Source organism: Sphingomonas zeicaulis (assembly GCF_050433225.1).
Classification (GTDB): domain Bacteria; phylum Pseudomonadota; class Alphaproteobacteria; order Sphingomonadales; family Sphingomonadaceae; genus Sphingomonas_D; species Sphingomonas_D zeicaulis.
In genome coordinates this window covers 289,987-311,070 of sequence record NZ_JBNPXQ010000004.1, presented here as the reverse complement: position 1 = coordinate 311,070, position 21,084 = coordinate 289,987, and the positions used below count along the sequence as shown (strand labels likewise).

The following is a 21,084-nucleotide window of genomic DNA, read 5'->3' as shown; positions in this document are numbered from 1 at the left end:
ACCGGTGCGGAATGCCCCCGGCATCCCGCAGATCATGCCGGGGGCATGATCGACCCGTCAGATTTACCGCACGCCCCCGAGGGGAGAGGGAGAAGGGTTAGCGCATCGCCCTTACCGCATCCGTATCGAGGCAGCGCACCACCTCCGCGCGTGACACGGCAGGCCGAGGCGCCGCTTCCGCCCCCAGCGCCGCCACCGTTACCGGCCTGCCGATCGCCACGGCGGAGAAGCTGCCAGCGATATCCGGGCGGCAGCGCATCACCGCGTCGAGCAGCCGCGGCGGCGTGTCATAGCCTTCGTAGCTCAGCCGGAAGGTGCCCCAGTGGACCGCAAGCCCGGTCGGCGCGCCGAGCCGCGCGAAGACCTCGGCGGAATCGATCGGGCCGACATGCGCGCCAGTTTCCATCTGTCCTTCGGAGAAGCGGAACGCGCCGATCGGCAGCAGCGCGAGGCGCACCCTGCCCCATTTGCGCGCCTCGACCGGCCATTGCAGGTCGCCCGCGCCGGTATCGCCGGCGAAGAAGATATTGCCGCCCGGCGCGGTGACGACGAAGCTGGACCAGAGCGCGCGGTTGCGATCGGTGAACCAGCGGCTGCCCCAATGATGGTTGCGCGTCACCGCCACGCCGACGCCGTTGCGCACGGCGACATGGCCGCCCCAGTCCAGCGCCGTCGCCCCGTCGATCCCCGCATCGCGCAGCAGCGTGTCGTTGCCGGGGCTCGTCACGATGCGCGGATGATCGCGATCCCACAGCGTCTTCAGCGTGGCCAGATCCATATGGTCATAATGATTGTGGCTGACGAGGATCAGGTCGATCGGCGGCAGGTCCGCCAGCCGGATGCCGGGTTCGGCGACGCGCGGCGGGCCGAAGCCGAACGGGCCGGCGGTTGGCGCCCAGATCGGGTCGGTCAGTATGTTGAGCCCGCGCGTCTGCACCAGCACCGTCGCATGCCCGACCCATGTGACGACCAGCGCATCGCCCTCCACGCGCGCGGCGGGCCGCGACGGGGTGACGGGCACGGTCGCGGGCCACGCAGGGCGACCATCCGCACCGGTGATCCAGCGGTAGAAGAAGCCGGCGCGGCCGCCGCGGTTCGACCCCGGCGGCCCCGCCAGATCGTCGCCATCCGGATTGAAGAAGCGCGCGCCATCGAAATGGCCGCTTTCGGGGCCGCGATAATAGATGCGATCGAGGAAGGGCGGCACGATCTGCACCGCGAGCAGCGCGGCGACGACGGTGAAGAACAGGACGCGCCCGGCGATCGCGGCGGTACGGCGGAGGATCGAGATGGTCATGCTCCCGGGCAGGCGGCGGGCGGATCTCTCCGCAATCGTCTTTTGAAATCAAGCACCACCTGTTCGGCGGCGTCGCGACCGCCTAGATAAGGCGCATGCTGAAGCGCGTCCTGATCCTCGTCGCCGTCCTGGCTGTCTTCCTGTTCGCCGGATGGTTCTTCTTCCTGCGCGGGCAATCCGCCACGCTTTCGGTGGAGGCGGTGACGGGCGCCAAGCCCACCATCACCCGCCCTTCCAACGAATCGATTCCGACGGTGAACATCGCCGATCCGGTCGGCTGGAAAGAGGGGCAGATGCCGACGCCCGCGGGCGGGTTGAAGGTCCAGCCCTTCGCCACCGGGCTCGATCACCCGCGCTGGATGACGTTGCTGCCCAACGGCGACGTGCTGGTGGCCGAATCGAACAAGCCCAAAAGCGAAGCCGGGGGCAGCGTCACCCAGCGGATCATGGGCTGGCTGATGGGCCGCGCCGGCGCCGGCGTGCCTTCCGCCAACCGCATCTCGCTGCTGCGCGACGCCAATGGCGACGGCATCGCGGAGCAGAAGTTCGCGCTGCTCGAGGGGCTCAACTCCCCCTTCGGCATGGCGCTGGTCGGCGACACGCTCTACGTCGGCAACACCGATGCGCTGATGGCCTTCCCGTTCAAGGTGGGTGAGACGAAGATCAGCGCCAAGGGCCGCAAGATCATCGATCTGCCCGCGACCCAGCCCAACAATCACTGGACGCGCAACGTGCTCGCCAACGCGGACGGCACGCGGCTGTATGTGACGGTCGGGTCGAACAGCAATATCGGCGAGAACGGCATGGAGACCGAGGTCAACCGCGCCGCGATCCTCGAGGTCGATCCCAAGACCGGCCGCCGCCGCGTGTTCGCCAGCGGGCTGCGCAACCCCAACGGCTTGGCGTGGGAGCCCGTGAGCGGCACCTTGTGGACCACCGTCAACGAACGCGACATGCTCGGCGGCGACCTGGCACCGGATTATCTGACCCAGGTCAACGAGGGCGATTTCTTCGGCTGGCCCTGGGCCTATTGGAGCGGCTATCCCGACAAGCGCGTCCAGCCCGAGCGGCCGGACATGCTCGAATATACCCGTCGCCCCGATTATGCGCTGGGGCCGCACACCGCCTCGCTCGGCCTCGCCTTCGCCGATCGCGCGCAGCTGGGCGGCCGCTTCGTGCGCGGCGCCTTCATCGGCCAGCATGGTTCGTGGAACCGCAAGCCGGCCTCCGGCTACAAGGTGGTGTTCGTGCCGTTCGGGCCGGATGGCTTCCCCGCGAAGAACGCCAAGCCGATCGACGTGCTGACCGGCTTCCTCGTCGAGGGCGACGCCCGCGGCCGCCCGGTCGGCACGATCATCGACGGCAAGGGCGCGCTGCTGGTGGCGGACGATGTCGGCAACACCGTGTGGCGGGTGAGCGCGGCGCGGTAAGGCTGGCTGGAAAGCGCATGACGAGCCCTCTCCCGCACTTCGCGGGAAAGGGCTTTTTGCTCATCCGGACGGACGGAGGGTGAAACACACCGCTTGACGCCGCATTGCCGCTGTGCGGCTATGCGCGCCTGAGCGAACGAGGGCGGAGATGGACACGACGAGCAGCCGAACCGCCGAGGCCCTGGTCGTCCGCCCCGTCGGCCGGATCGACGAGACGCAATGGGAGGCGTTTCGCGATGCGCTGACCGCGGCGCTGGCGGAGGCGCGCGACGCCGGCCTGGCGCTGGTCATCGATCTCGGCGCGGTGCCCTACATGTCGTCTCGCGGATTGCGGGTGCTGACGATCGCGCGGCGCGAAGCCGGCGAGAGTGACACGCCGATCGCGCTCGCCCGCCCCTCGGCGCCGATGCGGGAGATCCTGGCGATCAGCCGCTACGACAAGATCTTCGAGATTCGCGAGACCATCCAGCCATAGGAGCGACGTCCGTGCGCCTGCGTTTCTGGGGAACCCGCGGATCGCTGCCCGTCGCGGCCGATGCCGCCACCGTCGCCGGCAAGATCGCCCGCGCGCTGGTTGCAGCCGGCGGGCGGCGGTTCGACGACGAACAAGCCGCGCTCGCCTTCGTCACCGGCGAACTCCCCTTCTCCGTGGGGGGCGGCTATGGCGGCGCGACGAGCTGCGTCGAGATCGACCGCGGCACCGGCCCCTTCCTGCTGTGCGACCTCGGCTCGGGCCTGCGTGGGTTCGGCGGCAGCGCAATCGCGCGCTACGCCGAGGGGCGGCCGCGCGACTTCCGCATCTTCCTGTCGCACCCGCATTGGGACCATATCATGGGCTTCCCCTTCTTCGGGCCAGCCTATGACCCGCAGGCGCGCATCACCATCTATGCCGGCCATGCCGAGGCGCGCGAGGCTCTGGTGCGCCAGCAGGAGGCGATCTCCTTTCCGGTGCCGTTCGCGGCGCTGGGCGCCACGATCGAGTTCGTCACCTTGACGCCGGGCGAGCCGATCGAGGTCGAAGGGCTGACGGTTTCGGTGATCCGCCAGTTCCACGATCATGACAGCTATGGCTTCCGCATCGAGGGCGATGGCCGGACATTGATCTACAGCACCGATTCCGAGCATCCCATCGACGATATGGAAGGCGAGACGCGGTTCGAGCGCTTCTTCGGCGGCGCCGACACGGTGATCTGCGACACCATGTATTCGCTGGCCGACGCGGTTACGCTGCGCGAGGATTGGGGCCATTCGAGCAGCCTGACCGCGGTCGACCTGTGCCGGGCCGCGGGCGCGGGCCGGCTGGTGATGTTCCACCACGAGCCCGCCGCCAGCGATGCGATGATCGAGACGGTGCATCGCGAGACCATCCGCTATGAGGAACTGGGCCGTGGCGACGGCCCGCCGATCGAGGTGGTGTGCGCCTATGACGGACTCGAACTCGACGTCTGATCCCGGCATCCGCGCCGGCCGCGCGAGGCTGGCGGGCATCGTCGCGGGGCTGCTGGTGCTGGCGGCAAGTTTCGCGCCGCAGGCCGATGCGCTGCGCCGGCCGCTGTTCGACCTGTGGCAGCAAATGATGCCGCGCGACTTCACCGACACCCGCGTCGCGGTGGTGCTGATCGACGATGCCAGCATCGACCAGATCGGCCCCTGGCCCTGGTCCCGCTATGCCATCGCCCGGCTGGTCGAAACCATCCACGATCGCGGCGCCGCGGTGATCGGGCTGGACATGCTGCTATCGGAACCCGATCCGCGCGACCCGGTCGGTTTCGCCGCCTTCTATGACGAACTGCCCGCGCCGGTGGCGGAGGAGGTGCGCGGACTGCCCTCGATGGATCGCGTGCTCGCACAGGTCATCGGCCGTTCGCCGGTAGTGCTCGGCCGCGCTGGAATCGCTGCTGAAAAGGATGCGGCGGCGGCGCCGCTCGCGGTCGAGGCGCAGTTCACCGCCCCCCTCCCCCCCGGCGTCCGCGCATGGGACCGGGCACTCGCCAACATCCAGACGATCGACGATGTCGCCGAGGGGCATGGCCTGCTCAACGGCGCTGCCGATGCCGATGGCACCCAGCGCCGCGTGCCGCTGGTCGCGACCGTGGCGGGCATCCCCAATCCCGGCTTCGCGCTGGAACTGGCACGCGTCGCCAGCCGCACGCAGTCGGTGACGCCCGTCATCCGCAACGGGCGGCTGCACGCGGTGGAGATGGGTGGCCGTCGACTGGCGGTCGATCCTGATGGCGCGATGCGGATGCGGTTCGGTACGCTGCCCGCCAGCGCGCAATTCTCGGCGGCGAGCGTGCTCGGCGATCCGGCCCCCGCCGCCCAGTTCCGCAACCGCATCGTTCTGGTAGGGCTGGGCGGCGCGGGCACTGCCGACATGGTATCCACGCCGCTTGCGCCACAGGGCTATGGCGTCAGCGTGCAGGCGATGGCGGTGGACGCGATCCTCGCCGGCGACAGCCTGTCGCGACCCGGCTGGGCGCTGTGGGCGGAGCGCGCGGCGGCGCTGGCACTGCTGCTGCTGTTCGGCACCTTCTCGCCCCAGCGGCGGCCGTGGCGGGTGGCGCTGCTGGCGCTGACGGCGGTGCTGGCGACGATCGCAGCCAGCGCGGCAGCGTTCGGCCGCGGCGGGCTGTTGCTCGATCCGGTACTGCCGCTGCTCTCCGGCCTCGCCGCGGGCGGGGTGACCGTGCTGCTGCTCTACGCCGAGGGCCGCCGGCACCAGGCGGCGCTGCAGCGCGCCCTGTGGGCCGAGCAACTCGCCGCCGCGCACAGCGCTGGCGAACTCACCGCCGCGCGTGACATGCAGCAGGCGATGCTGCCCGATGCGACGCTGCTCGCCACACTTGACCACCGCGTCGAGATCGGCGGACTGATCGAGCCGGCGCGGGACACCGGCGGCGATTTCTACGACGTTATCCGCCTCGATGCCGACCGGCTCTGCCTGTTCGTCGGCGACGTTACCGGCAAGGGCATGTCGGCGGCGCTGTTCATGGCGCTATCCCGCGCATTGACGCGCAGCGTGCTGTCGCGCGGAGTCTCGGACCTGGCGCCGGCGCTCGAAACGCTCAACGCGGAGATCATGCGCGACAATGTCGAGGACATGTTCGTGACCATGGCGATCGCGCTGCTCGACTGTCGTACCGGCGATCTCAGCTATGCCGGCGTCGGCCATGAGGACCCTTGGCTTGTGCCCGCGGAGGGCACCCCCGCCCCGCTCCGCTCGGACGGCGGCCCGCCCTTCGGCGCGGCGGAGGACATGATCTACGGCACCGCCACGGTGCGGCTGAGCCCCGGCGACACGGTAATCCTGCTGTCTGACGGCGTCACCGAAGCACAGGACGCCATCGGCCGGACCTTCGGCAAGGCGGGTGTCGCAGAGACGCTGCAGGGCTGGGGCAATGCCGGCCCCGTCGACGACGCGTGCCACCGCCTTCATGCCGCGGTGCGTACGCTCGAGCATGGCGGCGAGGCCACGGACGACCTGACGGTTCTGGCGTTCCGGTATCGAGGGAGTGGGAGATAAGGGGTCGTGTATTGAGCTATTATTCGAGAGGTTATTCACGCCCGCCCGACCTATCTACCGAACGATCACCTCGACCCGCCGGTTGCGCCGTTCATGCCCATCGGGCGGATTGGGCACCAGCGGTTGGCGCTCGCCGCGGCCGACGACCTCGACGATCATCACATCGACGCCCGCTGCCTCGATGATCCGTGCGACCGCCTGGGCACGATCTTCGGAGAGGGTGTCGTTATAGTCATCCTCGCCCGCGGAATCGGTGTGGCCGACGATCGCGAGATCGGCGCCGGGCCAGTCGAGAACGGTCTGGACGAGCTTCGGCACCAGCGCCTGGGAGGCGGCGTCGAGCGCAACGTCATTCGTGTCGAAGGTCAGCACGAAGGGCTCGGGCGCGCGGGGCATTGCCGAGAACAGCGCGGCGTGGCGGGGCTCGAGCGATTTGCCGCTCGTGCGCACATCCGCGCTGCCGGGCCTGAGCTTCGCGCGGCTGTCCGCGCGGTCGACGAGGCCGATCTCCCGGCCCGTATCAGGATCGAGCACCGCGACCGCGCCGGCATCGCCGGGCGTGCCGCCCTCATGGTGCAGCAAGGTGAGCGTTTCGCGGTGCGCGCAACCGGCCAGCATCACCAGCGCCGGCAGGACCAGCGCCGCTGCGATGCGCGTCATTCCACCGTGACCACGAACCGCGTGCCCCGCACGCCGAGCAGCGCGGTGGGCGTGCGGACGCGCATCGCATCCCGCCTGCGCTTGGCGATCTGGCCGGAGATCACCGCAAGCGAGCCGCGATCGACCTTGGTGAGGAATTCGCCGTCATGCGTGCGCGGATCGAATTCGAAGCGCGCGAGATCGATGCGGCTGTTCGGCCCGGCGGCGAAGCGGCTGTTGTCGACGAACGTCACGCCGATGCGCCCGTCTCGTCCGGTGTCGAGGATGTCCCCGCTCTTGAGCGTCGCGCCCACCTTCGCGGGCATCGGCACGCCGGCGCGCAGGATCGAGGCTTGCCCACTGGCGATCTTGACGCGCCCGATCACCCGATCCGCGGGCGCGGCGCCGGTCAGCAGCAGATACAGCACGGCAAAAACGGCGAGACGGCCCATCACACCTCTCCCGATCTGGTCGCATTCACGATAGGCTGCCGCGCGATGCGATGCAATCCGCCACCCTCATACGGTCGCGCCCGGTTTGGGGGCGCGTGCAAGAGGGCGTCGTGCCGGCGATGAGCGGCCTGCATCGGCACGCGACCTGCCCGACGGGCATTGCGGATCTGCCGACCGACGGCAGCGCGATCGCCGCCGCGATCGACATGGCCGAACGCTTTGCCGCCGGCGCCGGCTGCGACGGCGAATGGTGCATGCGGCTGCTCATCCTCGTCGAGGAATTGGTCGCCAACCTCATCGACCATGGCGCGTTACCGGTGGACAGCAGCATCACGCTGGCACTGGCGCGCGCGGAGGATGCGATCCGGCTGGACATCGTCGATCGCGGCCGCCCCTTCGATCCGCGCACGGCGCCGCCCGACAATGACGACCTCCCGCCCGAGGAGGGCGGTGGCGCCGGACTGCGGCTGCTTGCGGCGTGGGCGGTGATCACCGGCTATGACAGTGCCGACGGCGCGAACCGGCTGACGATCGAGATCGCGCGGCCCGCCTAGAACGACGCGGTCAGGTTGAACGAGCCATAGCGCGTCCAGCGGCCGGCGGGCGCGTTGGGTGCGTCGCGGAGGAATCGGCCCTTGGCGAGCAGCAGGCCATCGAACTCGAAGCGCAGCCGTTCGCGCAGGATCCAGTAGCGCAGGCGCGCCTCGATCTGGTGGCCGGCGAAGGCGCCGGAGCCGCCGGTGGCGTCGCGCACGCCGGTGGTGGAGAAGGCGTCTTCGTCCGCCGCCAGCCACATCGCGCGATAGACCGCGAAGCCGTCGAGCCGCGGGCTCGGCGTCGCTTCCACCCGCACGCCGGGCGTCACGATGTTGGTCCGCCCGATTGCGGCATAGAGGCCCGAGGGGGCGAAATCGGCGCGGCGCATGCCATACAGCGTGTCGAACCGGCCATTGCGGCCGCCGCGACGATCGCCGCTGGCACGATCGAATTCGATCGACAGCCGCGGCTTCCACGGGCCCTTGAAGCTGTAGCCGACATCCGCATGGACGAAGCTGGCGCCCACCGACTGACGCGGCGCATTGGCGGCGAGGCCCGTGCTGACATGCCCCGTCTGGTAGAGCATCTCGACCTCATAATCGAACGCACCGGCATGCGGCTCGGCGACGATGCGGCCGCCGAACGTGTCGAGCGACCGGTCCCGCGTCGGCCGATCAGCGGCGTCGCGTTCGCCGAGGTGGAAATAGGTGAGTTCCGCCGTTGCCGGGCCGATCGCCCGCGCCTTTGTCACCTGCCCGCCCCACAGAACGGTGTCGAAGCCCTCGCGATCCAGCCGCACCGCTGCGCGGCGGATGCCGGCATCATCCTCCGGCCGGCGCTGCTGCGGCAGCATGTAGATGAGCGTCGCCGCCCAGCCGCCCTTGAGCGCCGCGTCCGCACGCAGCCCGGTATAGCTGTTGGTGGTGTTGCGGTAATCGTCGGCGGCGACCAGCCGCCGCGAGCCGAGGTTGAGCATCATCCGCCCCGCGGTCAGCGCCAGCCGGCTGCCGGGTCCGAGCGCGCCGTCGAAATCGGCGGCGACATAGGCCTGCACCGGCTCCAGCGCGTTGACCTCGCCGGTCGTTACCGGCGTGCCCGGATCATCCCCCCACACCCGGCTGTCATAAAGCTCGAGCCCGACCCGCACCCGGTCCGCACGGTACATCGCCAGAATGTTGGTGCGCAGGTTGAGCAGACCATCCTTGCGATCGAACCCGACCCGCGGCTGGCCGGCGATCGTCTCGTAACGCAGCCGCACCGCGCCCGAGAGCGACAGCCCCTCCTTCTGCGCCGCTGCCGGCGCGCTCCACAGCGCCGCACCGGCGCCAGCCGCGCAAAGCCAGAAACAAGCCGCCGACAATCTCATGATATAGCTATTCCTTATCCCTGCATCGCATGATATACCTATATCATCATGCCGACAACCCGCCCTGCTCGCTGGCTCGCGCTGCTCCATCAGTTGCCGACGAAGCCCCCTTACCTCCGCGTGAAGATCTGGCGACGTCTGCAGGCGATCGGCGCGGTGCCGCTGAAGAATGCGGTGCATGTGCTGCCGCGGACGAGCGCCAACGAGGCCGTGTTTCGTGCGCTGCTCGATGAGGTCGTCGCCAGCGGCGGGGATGCCACGCTGATCGATGGGGTGCTGCTCGCCGGGCAAAACGATGAGGATGTTCGAGCGCTGTTCGATGCCGCGCGGGATGCCGATTATGCCGACATCGTCGAGACCGCGCAGCGGCTGATCGAGACCGGCCCCGCCAGCGAGGCCGAGGTAGCCCGGCTGCACAAGCGCTTCGCCGAGGTGGGTGCGCTCGATCCGTTCGGCGCGCATGGTCGCCAGCAGGCGGAGGCCGCACTCGCCGAGCTCGACCGGCGGCGCGACCAGCATCCCGATATCGGCCGTACCATGGTAGCGCCGGCGACGCCGGGCGACCTCAAGGGGCGGGTATGGGTGACGCGCAGCGGCGTCCATGTCGATCGCATCGCCTGCGCGTGGCTGATCCGCCGCTTCATTGATCGTGACGCCCGCTTCCGCTTCGTCGCCGGCCGCAGCCATATGCCCGGCGCGAACGAATTGCGCTTCGACATGGCCGATGCCGAATTCACCCATGAGGAAGAACGGTGCAGCTTCGAAACGCTGCTGCTGCGCGCGGGGCTGACCGAGGATGCCTCGCTCGTCGCGATCGGCGAGATCATCCACGATCTCGACATCCGCGACGGCAGGTTCGGCCGCCCCGAAACGCCAGGACTGGGAGCGATGCTGCAGGCGATCTGTGCGACCAGCGACGAGGATGGCGAGCGCATCGCGCGCGCCAGCGACATACTCGACCAGTTCCACGCCTTCTTCAGCGCGCGAAAGGCCGGATGATGAGCAACACTGCGGACGATCATGGCATCGGCTTCGGCGAGGCCGTGGCGGTCTGGGCACGGATCGCGGCGCTGAGCTTCGGCGGGCCCGCGGGGCAGATCGCGGTGATGCACCGCATCCTCGTCGACGAGAAACGCTGGATCGGAGAGGCGCGCTTCCTCCACGCGCTCAACTATTGCATGCTGCTGCCGGGGCCCGAGGCGCAGCAACTGGCGATCTACATCGGCTGGCTGCTCCACCGCACGAAGGGCGGGCTGGTCGCGGGCGCGCTGTTCGTGCTGCCGGGGCTGATCGCGATCCTCGCGCTGAGCTATGCCTATGTGCTGCTCGGCCATCTGCCGCTGATCGAGGGTTTGTTCTTCGGGCTGAAGGCGGCGGTGCTGGCGATCGTCGTGCAGGCGGTGATCCGGGTGGGATCGCGCGCGCTGGGCAATGGCACGATGCGCGCGATCGCCGCCTTCGCCTTTGCAGCGATCTTCCTGTTCGGCCTGCCCTTCCCGCTCGTCGTGCTGCTGGCGGGACTGATCGGCTTTCTGGGTGGTCGTGCGGGGTTGGCGGCGTTCAGCGGCGGTGGCGGGCACCGGCGGGCGGGCGGCGCGGTGCTTGAGGATCGCGATTCCGCGCTGGGCGAAGCGCTGCCGGCGCATGCCCGCCCCGATGCGCGCTGGTCGCTCTCCATCTGTGGAGCGCTGCTTTTGCTATGGCTGGCGCCGGTCGCGGCGCTGGCGCTGCTGCGCGGCCCCGACGATGTGTTTTCGCGGATCGCGATCTTCTTCAGCCAGATGGCCGTCGTCACTTTCGGGGGCGCCTATGCGGTGCTCGCCTATGTCGCGCAGCAGGCGGTGGAGGGCTATGGCTGGCTGCGCCCCGGCGAGATGCTCGATGGGCTCGGCATGGCCGAAACCACGCCGGGGCCGCTGATCATGGTGACACAGTTCGTCGGCTTCCTCGCCGCCTTCCGCAACGCCGGATCGCTGCCGCCGCTGCTCGCCGCCACGCTGGGCGGGCTGCTGACCACCTGGGTCACCTTCCTGCCCTGCTTCCTGTGGATCTTCGCGGGTGCGCCCTTCGTGGAGCGGCTGCGCAGCAACCAGGCGCTCTCCGCTGCGCTGGCGGCGATCGCGGCGGCGGTGGTGGGCGTGATCCTCAACCTCGCGCTGTGGTTCGCGATCCACACCTTGTTCGGCCGGGTCGAGCCCGTCGCCTTTGCCGGCGGTCGCCTCGACGTGCCGGTGCTCGCCAGTTTCAACGCGCCGGCGGCGATCCTCGCGCTCGCCGCCGCGGCGGCGCTGTTCCGCTTCCGCCTCGGCGTGCCGATCGTGCTGCTCCTGTCGGCGGCGCTCGGCGCGATCATTGTGCTCGCCGGCGCCGCCTGATCCTCATGCCGCCGGCGGATCCAGCATCACCCACAGCCGGGCGATGCGGCCATCGACGATCTCGGCGACGTCCATGCCGGTGACGGCGACGGGGCCGTTGCGCGGCCCGGCGTGCCAGCGCAGCGCGGCAAGGCCGTGATGCGCCACCACGGGCGCCGCGGGCACGAAGGCGAAATCGGCGCCGAACTGTTCGAGCAATTTGCCGGCGACCGCGGAGATCGCAGCGCCGCCTTCGACCACCGCGTCGGGCTCATACATCACTGGCATCGCGACATAGAGTTCGGCAACGGCGCGATCCCGCAACGCCGTGTCGCGTTCGTTGAACACACGTTGCAGATTGGCGTGGAGCAACTGCTCGGGTTGGTTCGTGGACATGATCGATCCTCCTGAAATCAGCCGATGCGGACGAGGTTGAGCGCAGGCAGCGGGCCCCCTGGAAACTGGACGAGCCGGCCGCCGATAACCAGCAACCTGGGATCTATCCCGAAAAAACCCGACCGGTCGATCGGCGTGCCGGCCGCAAAGCACGGAGGATGCCCGCGCCGCCGCACCGGTCGTTACCACCGAAACCTGAAATCCAGCCGAAGCAACGCATGCGCAGTGCCGCCTCGCGAACCGGGCTCCTACCGAATAGCAGGAGTAGAATGTGCTTCCATCCGCCGTTCCCCAGACAGCGCCTCGCGGCGCGGGCAGCATCCGCCCGGTCGCCGGACCCACCGCGCCGAACCAGCGGATCGCGACGCTGGACATCCTCCGCGGCTTGGCGCTGCTGGGCATCCTCGTGCTCAACATCGATAATTTCAGCGGGCCGGAGGCGGTGCACGACGTGCCCGTGGGCACCGCGCTACCGGCCTTTGTCGGCTGGCATGCGCAACTGGACGTCGTGATCCTGGCGGTCAAATGGATGTTCTTCGAAGGCAAGATGCGCACCTTGTTCTCGATGCTGTTCGGTGCCGGTATCGTGCTGCTGACCGAGCGTTTCGAACATCGTGGACAGGGCGCCGAGGCGGCCGACATCTTCTACCGGCGCAATTTGTGGCTGCTGCTGTTCGGTGCCATCCACGGCACGTTGATCTGGGGCGGCGATATCCTGAGCCAATATGCGCTGGTCGCGCTGCTGTGCATGTATCCGCTGCGCCGGCTCGTCGCGCGTACGCTGATCATCCTGGGGCTGGCGATCGGAATCATCGGCGGATTGATCGGACTCGCCAACTTCGTCGGCGCGCCGGCCACGCTTGCCGCCGAGCAATTGCGGATCGAAGGCCGCGCCGCGCTTGCCGCGCACCGCACGCCGACGGCCGAACAGGCGGCTGCGATCGCCGCGGAGGCGAAGGAGAAAGCGGAGGCCCCGGCGCAGATCGCGCAGGCGGTTCAGACCGGCCGGCTCTCCTTTCTCGACAGCATCGGGCATCGGGCATCTGGCTATACAGGCTTTGTCACGGCCCTCTTCACCAACGGCCTCATTCTTGAGGTGGTGGGCAGCATGATGCTGGGCATGGGGCTGTTCAAAGGCGGTTATCTGACCGGCATGCGATCCCGCCGCCTCTACCTGTCTGTTGCGGCGACCGGCTATGCGATCGCGCTGCCGATCGCCTTCCTCGGCATTTCGATGGCGCATGCCGATGGCTTTTCCGCCCCCGCGGTCGTGCGCTGGTTGGTCCTCCCCTATAGTCTCCAGATATTTGCCGGGGCAGTTGCCAATGCCTCCATCCTGCTGCTGATCGTGCGCAGCGGCTGGCTGAAACCCGTCACCGGGCTGCTCGGCAATGTCGGGCGGACGGCGTTCAGCAACTATATCGCCACCAGCCTGCTGTGTCAGTTGCTGTTCGCCTGGGGACCGTGGAAGCTGTATGGCGCCATCGAATATTATCAGCAGCTCTATGTCGTCGCCGCGGTGTGGATGCTAAACCTCGTCTTCAGCGCGCTGTGGCTCCGCACCTTCGCCTATGGCCCACTCGAATGGGGCTGGCGCTCGCTGGTCTACTGGAAGCCGCAGCCGATGCTGCTCAGCCGGGTGGCCGGCTGAGGGAAGGGGGCTGGTCCGGCTTATGCCCCCAACGGCGGGGCTCAGTCGGCCAGCCGCAATTCCTGATGCGCCACGATCGTTCCGCCCGACAGCATCGCCGATCCCACGACGGTGAAGCCCAGCTTGCGATGGAAGGCTTCGGAAAGCCGGGTTCGGCGGGTGGGCGTTAATTTCGCAGACGATGCGGGTGTGGCCGGCCTGTCGCGCGCGGGCGATCAGATCCTTGCTGCCGCGCAAGACCTGCGCCTTCATCGACTGGGTTGCAGACGCCGTCCGCACGCAGCGGCTGGCAGAGCGGTTTGCAGGAAGTCTGTGGTGAGTGGGCGCGCGGGGAAAAAGCGACGGAGCCGAAGGCTCCGCCGCTGCAAGTTCCGGCGCATATATGCTGCGACGCGCGTGTGGGGCGCGCGCCGTCGAAATCACCGAACGCCAGATTCGTTCGGTGACGCGGCCTGGCGATGTGCGATAGGATTGTGCCAGACCTGCCGGGCATAAGCTCGTGGGGAGAGCAGCCCGGCTGAGCCCGGGATGCATGAAACGCAATCGTCGCGCATCAACAAACAGCAAGTTCACGCAACCCGATCCGAAAGACGCCGCCGCCCGCGTCGCATCCTGCGGATCGCGCGGCTGGCGGGCATGACGAAGAGGCTCGGCGGTACCCCACGATACCGCCGAGCCACCGCGCGAGCGATGCTCAGCAGCAGTGCGCGGCTCATGCAGCACAAGCCGGCGGCTGTCCCTAATCTTCATCTATCGGCTGGCCGCATATCCGGCCGGGCGACGAGTCGGCGCAGGATCTTCCGACACAAAAAGGGCGGCAGAGCCGGAGCCCTGCCGCCTATCAATTGGGATCCGCGGCGCCCGAGCGGGGGGGGGCAAAGGGGGCGCCGCAGATGTCGGGAAAATGGCCGAACCCGGCCGAAGGTTCCCATGTCGATGCGTGAAAAAAGATAAGCTGGTGCTGGCGGCGGCGCGCCTTCCGACCCTCGCACTCCGGCGATCCTCGGGATTGACTGGCGGAGCGGGAGGAATCCCGGAGCGTTTCGTAGCGAATTGATTTTCCAGCGGAATCTACTCCCCCACTGCTCGCTGCCCCACACTTTCCCCCACACTTCGGGCGAGATTTCACGGCACAATGCGGTACGGCCCGCGACCGCTTTGCGCCCAATCCCAGTCATGCGGAACCCGTCAGGTCAAGCCTGAAAGCCGCCGTTCGCTGATGCGACGGGGGCATGGCTGAGTTTGGGACTTAGCCCCCGTTCCCAAGCCAAAAGTCGATGTCAGCCCTTGTCAGAAGCCGACTTAGCGTTGTCGCTGCTTCAGCACGGCGATGACGAGACGGTGTGACGTCGACTGACATAGGGTTAGCAGGTCGCGGCGGTGATCCTTTCCTTGCCGCTGGCGACCAGGTGTGGGAGGAACAAACTGGAATTGAACATGGCTGGGTACGACCAGCAACGGAGACCAGCGTGGCGAGTAAGAGTCTGAACAGTAATCTTGCGGACGCGAAGAAGGCCAAGGAAGACGAGTTTTACACCCAGCTTCCCGACATTGAGCGCGAACTGCGACACTACAAGAAGCACTTCAAGGGCCAGGTTGTCTACTGCAACTGCGACGACCCTCGCGTCAGCAACTTCTTCCACTATTTTAGCTACTCGTTCGAGGAGTTGGGCCTCAAGCGACTCATCGCCACCTGCTACAAGAATCAGGATGCCGACCTGTTCAGCCAGAACAACTCGGAGAAGGCGATCTTCCTCGAATACAACGGGGACAAGAATCACAACATGGTTCCCGATCCTAGCGAGATCGGCGTTCAGCCACTTGAAGGTAACGGTGACTTTCGTAGCCCGGAGAGCATTGAACTTCTCAAGCAGGCTGACATCGTCGTCACCAATCCACCTTTCTCACTGTTTCGCGAGTTCGTCACGCTCCTGAACAAGCATGACAAGAAGTTCATCTTGGTGGGTAACCAGAACGCTATCAGCTACAAAGAAATCTTCCGCCTGATTCAGGAAGATAAGATGTGGCTAGGAAACCACAACGGCGACATGAGTTTCCGCGTGCCAGATTCCTATCCACCTCGCGAGACGCGCTTCTGGGTCGATGAGGAAGGTAAGAAGTGGCGAAGTCTCGGAAATGCGTGCTGGTTCACGAATCTCGACATTGCAAAGCGGCATGAGAACTTGATCCTCTACCGGACCTACTCACCGGAAGAGTATCCCACATACGACAACTATGACGCGATCGAAGTAGCCAGAGTCGCCGACATACCAGCGGATTACGATGGGGTTATGGGTGTCCCGCTGACGTTTTTGGACAAGTACAACCCTGAGCAGTTCGAGATACTGGGACTCAGCGGTTTGGATTATCCTAGAACAAAAAACTACGGGACGAAGGAGCGCGTCGTCGACGGTGTGCGACAGAAATCCAACACTGGGACGCTTGGTTGCGTTGTGCGGACGGACACCTTCGGCGCGGGCACTCATTTCGACGTGGGTTATCCGGTTCGAGGCATCTACAGGCGCTTGTTCATTCGGCGAAAGGGAGCGGTTTCGTGAAGATCGAGCTGGAGCGGATCACGATTGGCGACCTGACGGCCGACTATGAGGACAACGCCGAGAATGGCGTTGTCGGCTTCGGCGGAAAGCTGGACATTCGCCCTCCGTACCAGCGCGAGTTCATCTATAAGGACAAGCAACGCGCCGCGGTCATCGAGACCGTGTTTAAGGGCTTCCCCCTGAACGTAATGTATTGGGCGGTTCGCGAGGATGGCGACTTCGAGGTCATCGACGGCCAGCAACGCACCATCTCAATCTGCCAGTACGTGAACGGTGAGTTCTCGTTCAAGGGCCGCTACTTCTACAATCTCCAGCCCGACGAGAAGGCGAAGGTGCTCGCCTACGAGTTGATGGTCTATCAGTGCAGCGGCACGGACAGCGAGAAGCTGGACTGGTTTCAGACGATCAACATCGCCGGCGTCCAGCTGACCCACCAGGAACTCCGCAACGCCGTGTATGCCGGATCTTGGGTGACGGATGCCAAGCGGTACTTCAGCAAGAACGGATGCGCGGCCTACGGCCTGGGTAGCAAATACATCAACGGCGAACTGAACCGCCAGGCGTACCTGGAAACGGCGATCGGTTGGATCAACGATGGTTATGTCGAAGGCTACATGGCCAAGCATCAGCATGACCCGAACGCCAACGAACTATGGCTCTACTTTCAAGGCGTAATCGCGTGGGTGCAGGCGACCTTCCCGCATTACCGCAAGGAGATGAAGGGCGTTTCCTGGGGTGAACTCTTCAACCAGTTCAAGACCGTTCCCTTCGACTCCAAGAAGCTGGAGGACGAGGTCACGCGGCTCATGCTGGACGAGGACGTGGAGCGGAAGCGAGGCATCTACTCCTACCTGCTCGACGGCAAGGAGAAGCACCTGAGCATTCGCGCGTTCAGCCCAGCAATGCGGCGCGAGGCGTATGAGCGCCAAAAGGGCATCTGCCCCGACTGCGAGAAGCATTACGAGATTGAGGGCATGGAAGCCGACCACATTACGCCTTGGCACGCTGGCGGCAAAACGACTGCCGCCAATTGCCAGATGCTCTGCTTGGAGGACAACCGCCGCAAGGGTGGTCGCTGAATGTCCGTAATTGGGGCGCGTTGCTGCCACACAGCCTCGCTCTGAGCGAACGGCAGGTTCCGGTGCTAGCTGACGTTGAAAACGGCATCGCGAACGACGCATGTTGGTTGGAAGCCGTCATGCGTGGGTCAGTCGATTTCTGCGGCGGCTTTCCCGACATGGTCGGCTGAAACCTGCCAGTCCTGAACCGGCCCAATAGCTGCTATTGTAGAGTGCGGCGTGCCGAACAGGTAGTTTGTAAGGCCGCCCGTCCGGGCGGCCTTAGACGGGGTAGCTCCCCGGGCAATATGAGCGCCGCGCCTCGCGGAAAATCTCGGCGGATAAGCTCGGCCTGTTCACGGTCCGATTCAGGCGCTCTCGGTCCCCGTGAAATCGGCGATAGGTATCTCTTCGCCGTTGTCCTCGATTACGAGCAGCCAGCGCGAGAACGCTGCCCAATCCGCTCGCCAGCGTCCAACGGTCGGGCGACCGGTCGAAATGTTTATCAGAGCCCACTCCCGGAAGCCCTGAGGAGCGGCGACGAAGGCTTCGTTGCCGGCAACAAGGAACATGCCGGAGCGTACACTCGATGTGTGGCTCGTGGCCGTCAGCGAGGGCGCATCTACTCGGACGTGGACCTCAGGAAGGGCGACGAGCGGACCGTTGTGAGGGATGCTTTCGAGCGATATGGGGTACTGCGTGCCGGGCGAGAACCTCAGCGCCCGCAGGTCAGGCTCGCCATCGCCTGTCTCCCCAATCCTGATGCACTGAAAAAGCACCGACTCATCATCGTAGTGCGGCGCCAAGTAGAACCTTCCGGGCTCAATCTCGCGGTTGGGGACGACACGTTCGATGCCCAGTAACACACGCTTATCCTTTCGTGGGAGCCGAAGGCGGGAGCGCACCTTGCCGCGGCTGAGGAGCCGCAGGCTTGTCAATCGACTTCAGGATTGTCGACTCCACCGACGGCCGGTTGGAGAGATAGAGGATAGCGACGGCGATCAGAAGGGTGACGCCCCAAGCGGCCAAGTTCGTCAGAAAGGACGAGATCACTCCCGTGCGTGACGTGATGTGCCCCTCGATCCTCTGGCGCTCGCCTTGAAGGGCACTCAACAGCTCCTTCTGATTGCCATTGAGGGTCGCGATCATAGCGCTGTTCTGAATGTCGGGTGTTGCCTGCGCGATACCGTCGCTCACGACCTTCGTGAGTGTCTGCTCTGCGGAAGAGCGGAGCGCCGCAACCAACGCGGGCGGAAGGCTCCGCGCCGCCCTGTCAGGCAAAGCTTGCCCGGCCAGAGCGGCCTCTCGCACCGACTGCTTGTAGGTCGCGTACGCAAGAAGCCCCACAAGGTCATCTGGTCCCTGAACAAGTGCCTCGAAGGCTCGGCTGTGTGCTGGGGCTCGCGCCTCCTGATTAGGCGCAGCCTCGTTCATTTCTTCTTAAACTCGCCGCGGCCCAACGCTCGGTCCATCACGTCCTTGCGCACGGTGGTGATGTACTCGCCGTTCGGGAGAACAAAGCGCCCTGACACGCTGCTGCGATAGTGGGTGTTGCTGGAACGACCCTCGCTGCCGATTTTCTCGGTTTCAGTGGTTCGCGCCCTGTCACTTCCCTCCTTGGCTGTCAGAAAGGGACCTGAGGACCCGCTGCGCTTGGGAAGCCAACTCTTGGAGGGGGTCTTTGCCATACCGTCGATATAGGCTCTGATGGCCTCGTGGCCAACGACTTTGAGGAGGAGTATCGGACGGTAAAGGGGCTCGCGTGCGCCGACCTCACGCGCACGGCTCGCACATCCGGTTGCCTGGGCCGTGGCTGTAGAAGGCGCGGCGACACCGGAAGTAGGGCCGGCGGGTGATCGGCGGCCTTTGCCAGTCCGCGCCGTGGTAGATGCGTGACGGGCGGTGACTCACGACGGCAGGTCGGCGACCATCTGCGCGATGCCCAGCGCGGCCGCCTGCTCGCGCGTTGCCCGTTGCCGCGCCGTGTAGCTGGGCACCGAGGCCGCGCAGGGCGTCGCTCCAAATCGTGCGGCCTCCAAGGCGGTGACCGAGGAAGCCGAAGAACGGCGCAAGCTCGGCGCCGGGAACGCCGCCTTGCGTTCGACTGACAGTGGGATGCCGTTGCCATGCCGCTGACGGTAGCTGGCCACCGGTGTGAACGCGCTGGTGAAGGCGTAAGCTATGCCCGCCGTCTGCGCCGCAACCCAGAAAAAGACGAGTCCGCAGCCGTCACCGTCTGCATCGCAATACGAAAATCCCGGTCATGATTGACAGTTCGTCTGCGGAGTAGCATATGGATGCTGCTGCGGGTGCTGTGCTCGCGAATATTGGGAGGTCCGGGTGGCCGACACGGGCGACGAGTTCGAAGAATTGCTCGGTGGCGACGCTCCTCAGGAGGCGCCCGCGAAGCGGACGCGTGAGCGATCGACCATCGAGTTCCCCTACAGCGATCTTGAGTCCACCGTGGAGATGGTGCGCACCCTCCACACCAAGGCCGGCACCCAGGCCGAGGACGTCCAGCTTGCGGCATGGATGAATCAGACTGCCTCCGGCGGCGGCTTCCGCTCGCGGCTTTCGGCGGGGCGCATGTTCGGGCTGATCGAGACGAGCGGGCCGCACATTACGGTCACGTCTATGGGCCTCGACGCTCTCGACGGCGACCGCTCGGCGCCCGCGCTGGCTGAGGCGTTCCTTCGTGTGCCGCTTTACCGTCAGATGTACGAGAAGTACAAAGGTTACGCGCTTCCGCCCCCCGGCGCGATTGAGAGCCAGATGGAGAGCATGGGCGTTGCGCCCAAGCAGAAGGACCGGGCGAGGCAGACCTTCACGAAATCCGCTCAGTACGCTGGCTACATTGACGGGCAGACCGGTCGGCTCACCAAGCCCGCGTTTGCGGCGCCGTCGCCTCCGGCTGATCGCCCCGATGAGCGTCAGAACGGCGAGAGCGGCGGCAATGGAAACGGCAATGGTGGCGGCGGGAACGGCGGGGGGGCTGGTGGGGCTGGCTCCGAGCTCCCGCCGGGTCTGCACCCCTTCATCGTCGGCCTCTTGCACGAGCTGCCACCCGCGAAGACGGCATGGTCCGTAGACAAGCGCGTCGACTGGCTGACGGCGGCGGCGACGATGTTCAAGCTCATCTACACGGGCGAGGGAACCATCAAGGTGTCCGGCGGAGAGCCCGCACCGGCTGGGCCGCGTCCGCCCCTACAAGACAACGGCGGCTGATCGGATGACCAGCCGCCGTCACAATCTCCCTGACACCGCACGGCAGTCCTTGGCCGGGTTCGTGCGGATGTCCTTCCCGGAGGAAAGGAGGTGCGCCATGTGGTTCATGGCCCGAACAACAGCGGTTAGCTGAAGCCCGCTAGGCGCGTCGCGAGCGGCGCGCCTCGCGGGCTCCGTCTACGCTTCCCGCGTTACCAAGTCAAAAACGGAGCTTACACAATGTCGAAGTCGACGCCCCCGCGTCAGACGTCGAGCAAGGTCTCGACGCTGGCCTCCAACGTGCTCGCCGGGCGGGTGACCCCCACCAAGGCGCAGATCAACACCCTCGCAGCCACTGCTCTCGGGCAGGACCAGACCGCCGGACAGGCGCCGAAGAAGCGCTGACTAGCACAACGGACGCGGGCCTCTTCACGGAGGTCCGCGTCTTCTGCGCATATCCGCGTCCCCGGGCACTACCCCGAGTCACGAGGGTCGCGGAACGTCCACGAAGGTGTGGCTCGAACAGATCCGCCCCTGGAATAGCAAGGGTCGGCTTGGGCGGTCATCCGCCCTGGAGCATGCAACTTATTGCCCAAACGCCTTCTCCGGCAGTGGCAAT

21 protein-coding genes are annotated in these 21,084 nt (G+C 66.5%); 12 read left to right on the top strand and 9 right to left on the bottom strand.

Annotation, left to right across the window (positions count from 1 at the left end; all coding sequences use genetic code 11):
• Positions 1-97: 97 nt before the first annotated feature.
• On the bottom strand, positions 98-1,297 hold the full coding sequence (locus tag FHS96_RS16665; protein WP_429593891.1) for an MBL fold metallo-hydrolase: 1,200 nt from the start codon (positions 1,295-1,297) through the stop codon (positions 98-100).
• 95 nt (positions 1,298-1,392) lie between these two features.
• On the opposite strand from FHS96_RS16665, the gene FHS96_RS16660 reads away from it, so the two are divergent.
• The 4 genes from FHS96_RS16660 to FHS96_RS16645 all read left to right on the top strand — a co-directional run bounded on the left by FHS96_RS16660 (position 1,393) and on the right by FHS96_RS16645 (position 6,250).
• Positions 1,393-2,727: a PQQ-dependent sugar dehydrogenase gene (locus tag FHS96_RS16660; RefSeq protein ID WP_429593888.1), complete on the top strand. Its 1,335-nt coding sequence runs from the start codon at positions 1,393-1,395 to the stop codon at positions 2,725-2,727.
• Between the two features lie 148 nt (positions 2,728-2,875).
• Positions 2,876-3,202, top strand: a complete 327-nt coding sequence (locus FHS96_RS16655) for an STAS domain-containing protein (protein WP_429593885.1) — start codon at positions 2,876-2,878, stop codon at positions 3,200-3,202.
• An 11-nt stretch (positions 3,203-3,213) separates the two neighbouring features.
• Positions 3,214-4,176 (top strand): MBL fold metallo-hydrolase, encoded by a 963-nt coding sequence (locus FHS96_RS16650; RefSeq protein ID WP_429593882.1) that lies wholly within the window; start codon positions 3,214-3,216, stop codon positions 4,174-4,176.
• A complete protein-coding gene (locus tag FHS96_RS16645; protein ID WP_429593879.1) occupies positions 4,151-6,250 on the top strand; it encodes a CHASE2 domain-containing protein in 2,100 nt (699 codons plus the stop codon). Before FHS96_RS16650 ends, FHS96_RS16645 begins: the two co-directional genes overlap by 26 nt.
• 54 nt (positions 6,251-6,304) lie before the next feature.
• Here FHS96_RS16645 and FHS96_RS16640 read toward each other — a convergent pair whose 3' ends face one another.
• Both FHS96_RS16640 and FHS96_RS16635 read right to left on the bottom strand, forming a co-directional pair.
• Entirely contained in the window at positions 6,305-6,910 is a 606-nt protein-coding gene (locus tag FHS96_RS16640) for an OmpA family protein (protein WP_429593876.1), read from the bottom strand.
• Positions 6,907-7,341: a FecR family protein gene (locus tag FHS96_RS16635; RefSeq protein ID WP_429593873.1), complete on the bottom strand. Its 435-nt coding sequence runs from the start codon at positions 7,339-7,341 to the stop codon at positions 6,907-6,909. Before FHS96_RS16635 ends, FHS96_RS16640 begins: the two co-directional genes overlap by 4 nt.
• 119 nt (positions 7,342-7,460) lie before the next feature.
• On the opposite strand from FHS96_RS16635, the gene FHS96_RS16630 reads away from it, so the two are divergent.
• Entirely contained in the window at positions 7,461-7,895 is a 435-nt protein-coding gene (locus FHS96_RS16630) for an ATP-binding protein (RefSeq protein ID WP_429593870.1), read from the top strand.
• On the opposite strand, the gene FHS96_RS16625 is transcribed toward FHS96_RS16630, so the two are convergent.
• Positions 7,892-9,244, bottom strand: coding sequence for an alginate export family protein (locus FHS96_RS16625; protein WP_429593867.1), 1,353 nt, complete (start codon positions 9,242-9,244; stop codon positions 7,892-7,894). The two genes, FHS96_RS16630 and FHS96_RS16625, sit on opposite strands and share 4 nt — an antisense overlap.
• 48 nt (positions 9,245-9,292) lie before the next feature.
• Between FHS96_RS16625 and FHS96_RS16620 the strand changes: the two genes are divergently transcribed.
• The gene (locus tag FHS96_RS16620) at positions 9,293-10,243 is read left to right on the top strand and encodes a chromate resistance protein ChrB domain-containing protein (RefSeq protein ID WP_429593864.1); all 951 of its coding nucleotides are present in this window, start codon (positions 9,293-9,295) and stop codon (positions 10,241-10,243) included.
• Entirely contained in the window at positions 10,240-11,619 is a 1,380-nt protein-coding gene (gene chrA / locus FHS96_RS16615; protein WP_429593861.1) for a chromate efflux transporter, read from the top strand. Before FHS96_RS16620 ends, chrA begins: the two co-directional genes overlap by 4 nt.
• Positions 11,620-11,622: 3 nt before the next feature.
• Here the strand turns inward: chrA and FHS96_RS16610 are convergent, their stop codons facing one another.
• Positions 11,623-11,994 carry a nuclear transport factor 2 family protein gene (locus FHS96_RS16610; protein ID WP_429593858.1) on the bottom strand — a complete coding sequence of 124 codons (372 nt, stop codon included), beginning with the start codon at positions 11,992-11,994 and terminating at the stop codon, positions 11,623-11,625.
• Positions 11,995-12,265: 271 nt separating this feature from the next.
• Between FHS96_RS16610 and FHS96_RS16605 the strand changes: the two genes are divergently transcribed.
• From FHS96_RS16605 to FHS96_RS16595, 3 genes are all read left to right on the top strand, one after another.
• Positions 12,266-13,645: a DUF418 domain-containing protein gene (locus FHS96_RS16605; protein ID WP_429593855.1), complete on the top strand. Its 1,380-nt coding sequence runs from the start codon at positions 12,266-12,268 to the stop codon at positions 13,643-13,645.
• Positions 13,646-14,988: 1,343 nt separating this feature from the next.
• A complete protein-coding gene (locus FHS96_RS16600) occupies positions 14,989-16,203 on the top strand; it encodes an adenine-specific methyltransferase EcoRI family protein (RefSeq protein ID WP_429593852.1) in 1,215 nt (404 codons plus the stop codon).
• A complete protein-coding gene (locus tag FHS96_RS16595) occupies positions 16,200-17,282 on the top strand; it encodes an HNH endonuclease family protein (RefSeq protein ID WP_429593849.1) in 1,083 nt (360 codons plus the stop codon). The genes FHS96_RS16600 and FHS96_RS16595 overlap by 4 nt, the downstream gene beginning before the upstream one ends.
• A gap of 347 nt (positions 17,283-17,629) precedes the next feature.
• Here FHS96_RS16595 and FHS96_RS16590 read toward each other — a convergent pair whose 3' ends face one another.
• From FHS96_RS16590 to FHS96_RS16575, 4 genes are all read right to left on the bottom strand, one after another.
• Positions 17,630-18,127: a hypothetical protein gene (locus FHS96_RS16590; RefSeq protein ID WP_110152421.1), complete on the bottom strand. Its 498-nt coding sequence runs from the start codon at positions 18,125-18,127 to the stop codon at positions 17,630-17,632.
• A 4-nt stretch (positions 18,128-18,131) separates the two neighbouring features.
• A complete protein-coding gene (locus FHS96_RS16585; RefSeq protein ID WP_219997740.1) occupies positions 18,132-18,458 on the bottom strand; it encodes a hypothetical protein in 327 nt (108 codons plus the stop codon).
• A gap of 233 nt (positions 18,459-18,691) precedes the next feature.
• Positions 18,692-18,949 (bottom strand): hypothetical protein, encoded by a 258-nt coding sequence (locus FHS96_RS16580; RefSeq protein WP_429593846.1) that lies wholly within the window; start codon positions 18,947-18,949, stop codon positions 18,692-18,694.
• A 219-nt stretch (positions 18,950-19,168) separates the two neighbouring features.
• The gene (locus FHS96_RS16575; RefSeq protein ID WP_429593843.1) at positions 19,169-19,411 is read right to left on the bottom strand and encodes a hypothetical protein; all 243 of its coding nucleotides are present in this window, start codon (positions 19,409-19,411) and stop codon (positions 19,169-19,171) included.
• 190 nt (positions 19,412-19,601) lie between these two features.
• Here FHS96_RS16575 and FHS96_RS16570 point away from each other — a divergent pair, with 190 nt between their 5' ends.
• Complete coding sequence (locus FHS96_RS16570; RefSeq protein WP_110152417.1) at positions 19,602-20,486, top strand: hypothetical protein; 885 nt, start codon at positions 19,602-19,604, stop codon at positions 20,484-20,486.
• Positions 20,487-20,705: 219 nt separating this feature from the next.
• Positions 20,706-20,870: a hypothetical protein gene (locus FHS96_RS16565; RefSeq protein WP_429593840.1), complete on the top strand. Its 165-nt coding sequence runs from the start codon at positions 20,706-20,708 to the stop codon at positions 20,868-20,870.
• The last annotated feature ends 214 nt before the right edge of the window (positions 20,871-21,084 follow it).

Excerpts from the sequence above, each read along its gene's own strand:
- FHS96_RS16660 (WP_429593888.1), top strand. The coding sequence starts at position 1,393 with ATGCTGAAGCGCGTCCTGATCCTCGTCGCCGTCCTGGCTGTCTTCCTG.
- chrA (WP_429593861.1), top strand. The coding sequence starts at position 10,240 with ATGATGAGCAACACTGCGGACGATCATGGCATCGGCTTCGGCGAGGCC.
- FHS96_RS16630 (WP_429593870.1), top strand. The coding sequence starts at position 7,461 with ATGAGCGGCCTGCATCGGCACGCGACCTGCCCGACGGGCATTGCGGAT.
- FHS96_RS16655 (WP_429593885.1), top strand. The coding sequence starts at position 2,876 with ATGGACACGACGAGCAGCCGAACCGCCGAGGCCCTGGTCGTCCGCCCC.
- FHS96_RS16565 (WP_429593840.1), top strand. The coding sequence starts at position 20,706 with ATGTCGAAGTCGACGCCCCCGCGTCAGACGTCGAGCAAGGTCTCGACG.
- FHS96_RS16580 (WP_429593846.1), bottom strand. The coding sequence starts at position 18,949 with ATGGCAAAGACCCCCTCCAAGAGTTGGCTTCCCAAGCGCAGCGGGTCC.
- FHS96_RS16665 (WP_429593891.1), bottom strand. The coding sequence starts at position 1,297 with ATGACCATCTCGATCCTCCGCCGTACCGCCGCGATCGCCGGGCGCGTC.
- FHS96_RS16610 (WP_429593858.1), bottom strand. The coding sequence starts at position 11,994 with ATGTCCACGAACCAACCCGAGCAGTTGCTCCACGCCAATCTGCAACGT.
- FHS96_RS16645 (WP_429593879.1), top strand. The coding sequence starts at position 4,151 with ATGACGGACTCGAACTCGACGTCTGATCCCGGCATCCGCGCCGGCCGC.
- FHS96_RS16635 (WP_429593873.1), bottom strand. The coding sequence starts at position 7,341 with ATGGGCCGTCTCGCCGTTTTTGCCGTGCTGTATCTGCTGCTGACCGGC.
- FHS96_RS16640 (WP_429593876.1), bottom strand. The coding sequence starts at position 6,910 with ATGACGCGCATCGCAGCGGCGCTGGTCCTGCCGGCGCTGGTGATGCTG.
- FHS96_RS16620 (WP_429593864.1), top strand. The coding sequence starts at position 9,293 with ATGCCGACAACCCGCCCTGCTCGCTGGCTCGCGCTGCTCCATCAGTTG.
- FHS96_RS16625 (WP_429593867.1), bottom strand. The coding sequence starts at position 9,244 with ATGAGATTGTCGGCGGCTTGTTTCTGGCTTTGCGCGGCTGGCGCCGGT.